Annotated in this window: 9 protein-coding genes; 5 read left to right on the top strand and 4 right to left on the bottom strand. The window is 56.6% G+C overall.

What is annotated here, in order from left to right; translation table 11 throughout:
- Window positions 1-148: 148 nt before the first annotated feature.
- A complete protein-coding gene (locus tag PSR62_RS14770) occupies window positions 149-658 on the top strand; it encodes a hypothetical protein (protein ID WP_274403768.1) in 510 nt (169 codons plus the stop codon).
- A 112-nt stretch (window positions 659-770) separates the two neighbouring features.
- Here the strand turns inward: PSR62_RS14770 and PSR62_RS14765 are convergent, their stop codons facing one another.
- Entirely contained in the window at window positions 771-1,808 is a 1,038-nt protein-coding gene (locus PSR62_RS14765) for an NAD-dependent epimerase/dehydratase family protein (protein ID WP_274403767.1), read from the bottom strand.
- A 190-nt stretch (window positions 1,809-1,998) separates the two neighbouring features.
- Between PSR62_RS14765 and PSR62_RS14760 the strand changes: the two genes are divergently transcribed.
- Window positions 1,999-2,646: a hypothetical protein gene (locus PSR62_RS14760; RefSeq protein WP_274403766.1), complete on the top strand. Its 648-nt coding sequence runs from the start codon at window positions 1,999-2,001 to the stop codon at window positions 2,644-2,646.
- A gap of 118 nt (window positions 2,647-2,764) precedes the next feature.
- Here the strand turns inward: PSR62_RS14760 and PSR62_RS14755 are convergent, their stop codons facing one another.
- Window positions 2,765-3,070: a hypothetical protein gene (locus PSR62_RS14755; RefSeq protein WP_274403765.1), complete on the bottom strand. Its 306-nt coding sequence runs from the start codon at window positions 3,068-3,070 to the stop codon at window positions 2,765-2,767.
- A 309-nt stretch (window positions 3,071-3,379) separates the two neighbouring features.
- Here PSR62_RS14755 and PSR62_RS14750 point away from each other — a divergent pair, with 309 nt between their 5' ends.
- Together PSR62_RS14750 and PSR62_RS14745 are read left to right on the top strand one after the other, a co-directional pair.
- Window positions 3,380-5,437 carry a glycogen debranching protein gene (locus tag PSR62_RS14750; protein ID WP_274403764.1) on the top strand — a complete coding sequence of 686 codons (2,058 nt, stop codon included), beginning with the start codon at window positions 3,380-3,382 and terminating at the stop codon, window positions 5,435-5,437.
- A 284-nt stretch (window positions 5,438-5,721) separates the two neighbouring features.
- Window positions 5,722-7,593 carry a heavy metal translocating P-type ATPase gene (locus tag PSR62_RS14745; protein ID WP_274403763.1) on the top strand — a complete coding sequence of 624 codons (1,872 nt, stop codon included), beginning with the start codon at window positions 5,722-5,724 and terminating at the stop codon, window positions 7,591-7,593.
- A 116-nt stretch (window positions 7,594-7,709) separates the two neighbouring features.
- Here the strand turns inward: PSR62_RS14745 and PSR62_RS14740 are convergent, their stop codons facing one another.
- Complete coding sequence (locus PSR62_RS14740) at window positions 7,710-8,465, bottom strand: SDR family NAD(P)-dependent oxidoreductase (protein ID WP_274403762.1); 756 nt, start codon at window positions 8,463-8,465, stop codon at window positions 7,710-7,712.
- Between the two features lie 175 nt (window positions 8,466-8,640).
- On the opposite strand from PSR62_RS14740, the gene PSR62_RS14735 reads away from it, so the two are divergent.
- Window positions 8,641-9,642 (top strand): TIGR00341 family protein, encoded by a 1,002-nt coding sequence (locus PSR62_RS14735; RefSeq protein ID WP_274403761.1) that lies wholly within the window; start codon window positions 8,641-8,643, stop codon window positions 9,640-9,642.
- Between the two features lie 125 nt (window positions 9,643-9,767).
- On the opposite strand, the gene hemG is transcribed toward PSR62_RS14735, so the two are convergent.
- A complete protein-coding gene (gene hemG / locus PSR62_RS14730; protein WP_274403760.1) occupies window positions 9,768-10,643 on the bottom strand; it encodes a menaquinone-dependent protoporphyrinogen IX dehydrogenase in 876 nt (291 codons plus the stop codon).
- Between the last annotated feature and the right edge of the window lie 18 nt (window positions 10,644-10,661).

The raw sequence follows: 10,661 nt of genomic DNA, 5'->3' as shown, positions 1-10,661 counted from the left end.
GCATCCCACGCACAGTCGCTGTGCGGGATGGAACATCCCCGGGGTTCCAAACACCGTGAAAACGGGTGGGCACAAGAATCGCTTGGGAACGGTTGCTATCCGACGGCCGTCAACTTTGACTTGGCCATTCACTCACTCGGCAATTCCAATGAGCACTCCAGCAACCACCCACCGACTGCCCACAGAACCTGACGCCCACGCTCTTTCACGCCACTTCCGAACGGGGGTTCGGATTCTCTTGGCGGCCAGTTTGATCGGAACTTGCGTGTCCCTGTTCTTCTTCTCCGAGGTCGCTTACTTGGCCGCGATTCCAATTCCGTTTCTGTATGCCGTTTTAGCGTTCGTGAACTACTTGGAAGTGCGATCCCGAGCGACTGAGTTGCGGGAACGAGGGCCAAATCGCCTCACCAAAGAAGAAGTCGATGCCGATGTTGAAACGGCTGGGGTGATCCTGATGCTGAAGGTGCTGGGGGTGCTTGCCGCCGCCGCATTCATCATCGCAGCGGCCTTCTTTGAATGGCAATACGTGGGCATCATCGCTTCCGGATTGTTCTTCCTGGCAGTGCTGATCAACACGCCGTACTTGCCGCTCTTCTTCGCGGAAGCCGAACAAGACGAGCTGGACCATCTGCGATCCGGCAAGCAGACGTCCGAGTGATTCTCGCCGAGCCCGTCTTCCCAAGTTCCCTTTCCCGAATTCCCTTTCCCAAATGCCAGCGATCGGATCAGACGATCCAATTGCTGGCCACCTTGTCGTCAGCTGAACAAGTTCAAGAGGCTTGGCATTGGGCGAATCGCGGCTCTGGCAACCACCCCTGCTCGATGTACCAGCGAGCGGTTTGATCCAGTCGAGCCTGCAAGTCGCATTCGGGTCGAAACCCCGTGTCGTGTTCAAAAGAACGCCCACTGCAAATCCAGGAACCGGCGGTCGCCTCGCGGGCCTTGTCCAACCCCAGAATATGGGCGCGTCGACGCACCTGGCTGGCGAACTCATTGATCGCCGCGATTGCCCACACAGCGGACTTGGGATTGCGCAGCACACGAACATGATCGCGTCCCAAAGCTTGCCCGACCATCTGCCCCAATTCCGCGTACGTGGGCGATTCATCCGCGGCCACAAAGTACCGGCCGACACTGGGATGTTCGGGCTCAATGCGACGCCCCTTCTTGGACGCCAAAATCAACGCGGCAGCCAGATCATCGCCATGGACAACCGAAAACCGCTCGTCGGAAAATCCGGGAACGAGGTGCAGGTTCCACCGAGCGATACTGTCAAACATGGTCAATCCATCGCGATCGGCTTCCCCCAACACGATCGGCGGTCGAATGATGGTCGTGGGGACTTCCGAAGCAAATTGAATCACCTCCCTTTCGCCGCCCAATTTGCTGCGTCCATAGTTCGAAACCGGTTGTGGCTCGTCAGATTCAATGCGGGGGCAACTGCATGTTGTCGGGCCCACCGCCGCCAACGAAGACACGTGCACCAGGGTGGGCGGACTGCGCTGATGTGCGCAACTGCGCGCGACGATTCGCGCGCCATCCACATTGATCCGATCCAAATCGCGTTTTCGTAGACTCTTCGTCGCTCCCGCCAAGTGGTAAACCACATCAACATCAGCCAGATACTTGGAGAACGATTCAGGGTCCGTGATATCGCCAATGACATACCGTGGCTGCATCTCGTCAAGCTGGCTGGTGTCAGATGTCCGGCGAACCAAGCAGGTCACCTCGTGCCCTGACTCGCGAAGTTGACGAACCAGGTGGCCGCCGATGAAGCCGCTGGCCCCGGTCACAAAAGCATGTCTCATGTTGTTTCTCAAAAATGGAGTTTGCCCGCCAACACGCATCAGCCCCCTCGTCAGCACGAGTGCAATGACAATGCGAGATCGCCGGGCAACGCAAGCAACGTGCCGGACTGCACGACTCGGCACGCCAACTGCGTTCCAATCAACTTGCACCCATCACTGCTCACGCCCCATTTCAAGTCGCTGGCTCATCATGAAACCTCCCCTGGACAAGCTTCTTGCTGAGATCCGCGAACTAGAGCAACTGGTCTCCGAGAAAATTCAACAAACGCAATCCAAGCTGACGTTCGACCTCGATCGAGGCCGGGCTGTGTTTTCTCCAGAAATCAAAAAGCGTCATCGGGCGCAGGCTCGGCAGGTTTGGAAGACCATCTGGGAATCTCCGTTCTTGATGATCCTGACCGCGCCCGTGATCTATTCACTGATCATCCCGTTGGCGCTGCTGGATCTGTTCGTCAGCGTTTACCAGTGGATTTGTTTTCCTGTGTACCACGTCCCCCGCGTTCGTCGCTCAGAGTACGTGGTGATTGACCGACACCTGCTGAGCTATTTGAATGTGATCGAAAAACTCAACTGCGTTTACTGCGGGTACGGAAACGGGGTCCTGGCTTACGCCAGCGAAATCTCCGCGCGCACGGAACAGTACTGGTGCCCGATCAAACACGCCAAACTCAGCAAGGGTTGCCACACTCGTCAGTGCCTGTTCTGTGACTTTGGTGACGCGGACGGGTTCCGGCGTGAGTACGCGACCTTGCGAGAACAATTCCAGGACATCGAAGCAGAGGACTTGAACTCGGTCCCAGGAACTTCGACTGAGGTGACGACGGCTCTCAAACCGTGATCCCAGCAGCGATTCGGAACGAATGTCCCCGGAATCTCAACCAATCCACCCAATGCACAATTCCCCCCACCCAAACAGTGCTTCAGGGAATGCATTCGCGATCTTGTCGAACTGAATCTCAGGCGTGCGTGGAGGTGAATGCCGGTGGATCACTGGCGGGGAAACTCTCGTCGCTTGCCTCGTCAATCCAATGGTCCTCCGTATCGTGCTTCACATCCGATTGCCATTTCACGGCAAGATGAGCTGCTTCGGCGACCTTGGCAAGCAATTCGGAGTACCGATGCGGTGGCTCACTGGATGCAAATGCATGCGCCTGCGAATCGAAGATTTTCTCCTCGGATTTGTCGTTGGCTAGCGACTGGGCACACCCGTGAACACGTTCACACAGGGATTGCCATTCCGATTGGACAAACGGATCGTTCATTGGATGCCTCGCGGGTGAAATTCAAACAACGGTCAAGAGTGCAAAGTGCGAGCCAAATCCTCCCCCAAGCGTCGACATCCCGCAGACAGTTGCTTCGGCATCGGCTTGCCCACCTGACTCGGCCAGGGCATGAGCGTATGCGGACAGCGGCTGCGCGATCGCACACAGGGTGTGACAGCGGTGACAGACTGTCAGAGCGACATTCCGTCGCAAACGACCTGTGCAGAAATTTGGTCCCTGGTTTGCTTTTAAAACAACGATTCCAGAGGACACGATTTCTTGCTTCTTCCCTCTTTGAACGACATCGCCATGAACGCCTGGGAACAAATTGAAGGTTCGCCATTCCCTCTCGGCGCGACTTGGATTGCGGAAGAGTCCTCGTTCAATTTCGCGCTTTATTCGCGGCATGCCACCGCGGTGCATTTGCTGCTGTACGGACAAGACGATTTGGTTCATCCCGCTCGCGAGGTGAAGCTCAACTATTTGTGCAACAAATCAGGCCCGGTTTGGCATTGCCGCGTCCACCGCGAACCGTCAGACGATTGGTCGTATTATGCCTACCGAGTCGACGGACCAGCGCCGCAAGGAGGCTACGACTTTCATGACTTTGACTTTGAAAAAATTCTGTTGGACCCGTTTGCCAAAGGAGTCTTCTTTCCCGAAACATTTTCGCGGGATGCAGCTCGTCGTCCTGGATCCAACGCGGGACAAGCCCCGCTGGGCATTCTGCCTCACCAATTTTGCGAATTCGATTGGCAAGACGAACAACTGACTCGGCATGGCAGCGACCTCGTGATTTACGAGATGCATGTTCGTGGCTTCACTCGAAACCCGAACTCTGGCGTGCCCGAGGCACATCGAGGGACGTTCCTGGGGGTCGTTGATAAGATCCCCTACTTGGTTGAACTGGGCGTGACGGCAGTGCAATTGATGCCCATCTTTCAATTCGATCCCGACGACGGCGACTACTGGGGATACATGCCCCTGAACTTTTTCTCGCCGCATCACGCCTACGCAACCGATCCCTCCGCTTGCAACCAAAGAGACGAGTTCTGCACGATGGTGAAGGCCCTGCACGCCGAGGGAATCGAGGTTCTCTTGGACGTCGTTTACAACCACACTTGTGAAGGTGATCACCGCGGCCCCATCTATTCTTTCAAAGGAATCGACAGCAGCACCGCCTACATGATGACGGGCAACCCGGACGCTCCCTATGCCAACCACAGCGGCACAGGCAACACCTTGCACACGGCCAATCGAGCGGTCCGCCGGATGATTGTCGACAGCCTAAGGTTCTGGGACGCTCACATGCACGTCGACGGGTTTCGTTTCGATCTCGCGTCCGTCTTCACTCGAAACAGCGACGGTTCGATCAACCTGGACGATCCCCCGATCGTCAGTGAAATTGGTACGGACGCGGACCTCAGCGACGATCGCTTGATCGCCGAACCCTGGGATGCTGATGGGCAGTTTCAATTGGGGCAAAAATTCCCTGGCCAACGTTGGATGCAGTGGAATGCCCATTACCGCGACACGATGCAGTGTTTCGTTCGCGGTGACGGTGGCATGGTGCCGGATTTGATGACGCGACTGTACGGCAGCTGCGATTTGTTTCCGGATGATCTTCCGCACGCATTGCAGCCTTCGCTGAGCGTCAACTACATCACCTCTCATGACGGCAGCACGCTGTACGACTTGACGGCGTACAACGAGAAACGCAATTGGGCCAACGGCAACAACAACACCGACGGAGCCAAGGAATACAGTTGGGATTGCGGCTGGGAAGGAGACGACGGTGCCCCGCCCGAGATTTTGCAACTCCGTAAACAACAGGTCCGCAATTTTTTCTGCCTGTTGATGCTGTCCAATGGAACCCCGATGTTTCGAATGGGCGACGAGTTCCTTCAGACTCAGCGTGGGAACAACAACCCGTACAACCAAGACAACGAAACAAGTTGGCTGGACTGGGATCGACGCACTGAGCATGCCGACATCTTTGACTTCGTTCGCGAATTGATCGCCTTTCGAAAAGCACATCCCTCGATCAGCCGTTCGCGATTCTGGCGTAGCGACGTGCGCTGGTACGGCACCGGGCACGTGGTCGACTTGTCCCCTGAATCGCGGCAACTCGCCTATGGCCTGCATGGCGAATCACAAGAGGACGCGGATCTCTATGTCATAATCAACGCTGGAACCGAGGCAGTCGAGTTCGGAATCCAAGAGTGGGCGATGGACAAGTGGCGTGTCGCCATCGACACCTCATGCACGTCTCTCGCGGAGCTCACTGCGAACCCATCCAGCCAGTGCCTCGCGTCACCCACAATGCATGTTCCCGCTCGTTCCATTTGCGTTCTGGTGGAACGTTAAGTTGTTCCGTGCTTCTCCCCCTTTCGCTTAAACTGTCGTCTGAAATCGTGTTTCGATTAGGCCCTGTCGTTCAGGAATGCGAATCAGACGCTTGGTGGAGCAGAATCGCTGGGTGCGAGGGTCGACCGAGAGACCTGAGCCTCAGTGCGGCGTCAAATTGAGCCCCCTTTGGTGTTGCCCCTTGGATCAGTCATCTTAGTCAGCATGTGGCTGCGAGGACCGCCCCACTGGTCGCGAAAGTTCCCCCGCGTTGGACGACGCACAACAACCGCAAGGCGAAAAACATGAACAATCGTTTGCAACTGACAATCGCGGGACTTGCTGTGGTTGCGATCGCGGTGCACCTGTGGCTGCGTTTCGGGATGACTGCCGATGGCAACGTTGCTGGCGTCACGATGCACGACTGGCCGTTGGTGCTGGCTTTGGTTCTGGGCGGGGTCCCATTGGTTTGGAACTTGTTGGTCAAACTGTTCCGAGCCGAGTTTGGATCGGACTTGTTGGCCGGGATCTCGATTGTGACCGGCGTGCTGCTGGGCGAATACCTGGCAGCCACAATTGTGGTTCTGATGCTGTCGGGTGGGGAGGCATTGGAATCTTATGCCGTTCGCAGTGCGTCGTCCGTGTTGCGTGCTTTGGCCAATCGCATGCCGGCGATCGCGATTCGCCAAGTGGGCGATACGACCGAAGAAATCGCACTGGATGAGATCGCCATTGGCGATACGATTTTGGTCCTGCCGCACAAGGTTTGTCCTGTGGATGCGACGGTGGTGACCGGTCACGGCACGATGGACGAGTCCTACCTGACCGGCGAACCGTACATGATGTCCAAAACACCTGGCTCGCAGGTGCTCTCGGGTGCGATCAATGGCGACTCCGCGCTAACGGTCCGGGCGGACAAGCGGGCCGTCGATTCACGTTATGCCAAGATCATGGAGGTGATGGAATCATCGCAGCAGAACCGCCCGAAAATCCGCCGTCTGGGGGACCAACTCGGTTCTTTCTACACACCGCTCGCCGTCCTGATCGGTGTGGCGGCTTGGGTTGTCAGCGGTGATCCGGTTCGTTTCCTCTCCGTGATGGTCGTGGCCACACCGTGCCCTCTGCTGATCGCAATTCCGGTTGCGATTCTCGGTGCGATTTCACTTTCAGCGCGTCGTTCGATCATCATTCGCGATCCATCCGTTTTGGAACAAGTCGATCGCTGCAAGACAATGATCTTTGACAAGACCGGCACGCTGACGTACGGACGCCCCAAATTGGTCGAGCAGTTGGTCGTTCCTGACCAGGACCCGGCGCGCGTGTTGAAGTTGGTTGCCAGTCTCGAACGCTACTCCAAGCACCCGCTGGCGGAAGCAATCGTGTCCGCAGAAGCAGAACAAAACGCGACCTCATCCCAGAATGAGTTGTTCAGCGTTTCCGAAATCAGCGAGCCTCCCGGTGCGGGACTTCGCGGAATCGTCGATGGTCACGAAATGCAAATCACCAGCCGCAAGAAACTTCTTGCCAAGGGAAACGACTGGGCGGAACGTTTGCCAGCACAAACCGGTGGCCTGGAATGCGTCATTCTGATCGACGGAAAGTACGCCGCCACCTATCGACTGCGAGATTCACCCCGCAGCGAAGGCCATTCATTCGTCGATCACCTGGATGCTCGCCATGGGGTCAAGCGAGTCATTCTGCTGTCCGGTGATCGCACATCGGAAGTCGAATACCTCGGCAATCAAGTCGGGATCACCGAGTGTTTGGGCGACCAAAGTCCCGAAGACAAGCTGCGTTTCGTCACCGAGCAAACCAAAACGTCGAAGACGGTTTTCGTTGGGGATGGGATCAACGACGCCCCCGCACTGATGGCGGCCACGGTCGGCATCGCGTTCGGTCAAAACAGCGACGTGACCACGGAAGCAGCCGGCGCCGTCATCCTGGATTCCTCCTTGGCCCGAGTCGATGAACTGATGCACATCAGTCGGCGGATGCGCCGCATCGCGCTCCAAAGTGCCGTTGGTGGCATGACGCTCAGCGTGATTGGGATGTTGATCGCCTCTGCCGGCTACCTGCCGCCGGTCGCAGGCGCAATCGCCCAAGAAGCCATCGACGTGGTTGCCGTGCTGAATGCACTGCGAGTTGCCTGGGCTCCGAAATCGCTGACCGATTTCTAAAGCCAGCCATTCGGTCAACACGCCCGTCCAAACAAGCCAGCTTCATTCCGACTGGACTTTCCAATCAGCCCTTGGGGGAGCAACAGTTTCGCTTGTGAACACGGTGATGCATTCTCTCACGAAAAGAACATTCCCCCATTGATGTCGATGTTCGCCCCGGTGATGTAAGACGACGCATCTGACGCCAAGTAAACGACTGCATCAGCACAATCCTCCGGATCGCCTTGGCGACGCAACGGAACGGAGGCCTCGACATTCTTGCGCACGGCGTCGGGAGTGAATCTGTCGTGGAACGTTGTGTCGATCATTCCTGGACAAAGAGCGTTGACCCGGATGCCTTGCGGTCCAAGTTCTTTCGCCATGGACCGCGTGAATGTCATCACGGCACCTTTGGCGACCGAATACGCTGAGGCTCCTGTGCCGCCCCCGTCTCGTCCGGCAAGCGAGGCCAGGTTCACGATCGAACTGCCGTGCGGCATCTTTGGCACCACCGCCTGCGTGACCAGAAACGTTGAATTGAAGTTGAGCGCCATGACTTGATTCACGAACGCCTCATCCATTTCTGCCAGCTTCTTGCGTGCGACCAGCCCGCCGACGTTATTGACCAACACGTGAATGGAGTCGCCGAAGGCATCGCAAGTCTGAGCCACCAAGCGATCCACATCGGCCTTCCGCGTCATGTCTCCTTGCACCAGGATTGCTGTTCCATCTGCCTCCTCGATCTTGCCAACCGTTTCTTCGCCCGCCGCCCGGTTGCTGTGGTAGTTGACGACGACCTTGGCACCGGCTTCGGCCAATTTGATGGAACAGGAACGACCAATGTCACGTGTGCCACCCGTTACGATGGCGACTCTTCCTCGGAGATGGTTCATCAATGGCCCTGTTTGAAATTGAAAAGACGGGTTAGTTTCTCGGGAAAATCAGCGTTGCAATTCAACACCGAGTCCAACAAGCATTTGCGTTCGATTCGTTCTCACGGGATCGGGATCGACGCACAGGCGACGACTTTGTACCGCATCACTTCCTGGATCAGCGAATAAAAACATCATGTCATTGCGACTGATTGAAATTGTCTTGCCCACGTCGGCCGTTCACCGAATGGACTCCGTCCTGAGCAGCGACACCGTGCTGGGACGCTGGGACGACACCATGGACAACGACCAATCGCTGATCCGCATGCTGGTGCGTACCGAACAAACGGAAGGGATGTTGGATCAGTTGGCCAACCAATTCTCCAGTTCAGAATCCTTTCGGGTGATGTTGCTGCCGGTGGAAGCCACGTTGCCGCGACCGCCAGAGCCCGAGGCAAAGGATAAAACACCAACGAGTGAACCGTCGGCACAGCGGATCAGTCGCGACGAGCTGTACGACGATGTCGTTGCCGGCGCAAAGCTGTCCAACGTTTTTGTTGCACAAACGTTGCTGGCAACCGTGGTGGCCGCCATTGGTTTGCTGAGAAATGACACGGCAATCATCATCGGTGCAATGGTGATTGCGCCGCTGCTGGGTCCCAATGTGTCCCTGTGCTTGGCAACGACTCTCGGCGACATGGATTTGGCCAAGCGATCCTTGCGCACCAATGCGGCCGGATTGCTGGTCACCTTGCTCGCTTCATTGACCATTGGATTTCTGTTCAAAGTCGATCCGTCCTCAACCGCCATCGTCGCACGCACCCACGTGAACATGAGCGACGTGATTCTGGCCACCGCGTCGGGTTGTGCAGGCGTCCTGGCATTCACGACCGGCGCCCCGGCATCATTGATTGGTGTGATGGTCGCCGTGGCGTTGCTGCCACCGTTCGCTGTGTTTGGGTTGATGCTGGCTGGCGGCGAACTGCATGCCGCTGGAGGTGCCTTGATGTTGCTGGCAATGAATGTCATTTGCGTCAACCTGGCTGGCGTCTTCACCTTTGCCGTCCAAGGCGTGCGTCCACGAACCTGGTGGGAATCCGAGCGAGCGAAACGAGCCATCCGGATTTCCCTTGCAACCTGGGTCACGTTGCTGACAATCTTGATCTCGTTGATCTACTTCGTGGTTCAAAAACAGTGACTGATCCAGCGGCCTCCTGCAACGCCCCCAACATTCACCGACGTGTCTCCGGGCACCACAACTGCTTTCCTCCACAAAGCCGTCGCATCGAAAGTCTCGCCGAGGCTTCCATTTGATCCGGAAGGCTATGCATTACGTTGTCCGAAGGTTCGTCGCGGAAAGGTTTTGGCATAGCGATGTTTTCCGGCCAAGATCGGTTCTCCCTGAATTGGTTTGCGCGTTGCACGGGGAAGCACCACCTTCGCCCTGGATCTCTTCGCACACATGCGACCAATCAGCGGTGATTTCATGCACCGGAACACGTTGGCGCGGGACATCCAACCATGCAGACGGCCACCGTTGGCAACCACGTGATAAAGGTTGGCAGTCCTTCTTTTCGAACGCGGCCGGCGAAGCGAATACTCTCGAACCGGTGTTCTCAATTCACTGAACCGGGGATGTTGCTCGGGAGGACGTCGGCAAGCTCGGACCAGCGTCGCAAATCGATCAGCGAAATCATCAACGCGTTCCCAATCGGTGTAGTCGTAATCCTGATCGCAATCGGTTTCCGCTCCCGCTCGCTGTGCAATTCGGTGCATGATCTGTCGCTTCAACCAGCCGTACTTGGAATACTTCAGCGCTCCCGCAAAGCAGTCCATCACTGGCGGATTCCAATCCGTTGATTGCAAGAACTCTTTGGCTAACCTTTCGGCTTCCGCTCGCTCTTTTCGCTGCTTGCTAGCCGAGGCCAGGCTCACGGAGAAGAATGCCGTTGGGATTTCATTCAGGAAATCCAAGTTGTGCTCAATGAAAAACCGAATCCGCGGGTCATGGCGACCGAAGTGCATGGGCGATCCGACCAACACGGCATCATACGCTTCAACTTGAATTTCAGTCGCAGAGTGTTGCACCACATCCAAGACATCACTGGGCATGCAATGGTGCAGCAACCGGCGATGGATCCTCTCGGCGATCTGTTCGGTTTGTCCCTCGTGAGACGCGAAGACAATGAGATTGCGCATGATTGGGTATCAAACTAT

The sequence above is a fragment of the Rhodopirellula sp. P2 genome, from assembly GCF_028768465.1.
Taxonomy (GTDB): domain Bacteria; phylum Planctomycetota; class Planctomycetia; order Pirellulales; family Pirellulaceae; genus Rhodopirellula.
Note: the sequence above shows the minus strand (reverse complement) of the source record. Positions and strands in the feature narration are given on the sequence as shown.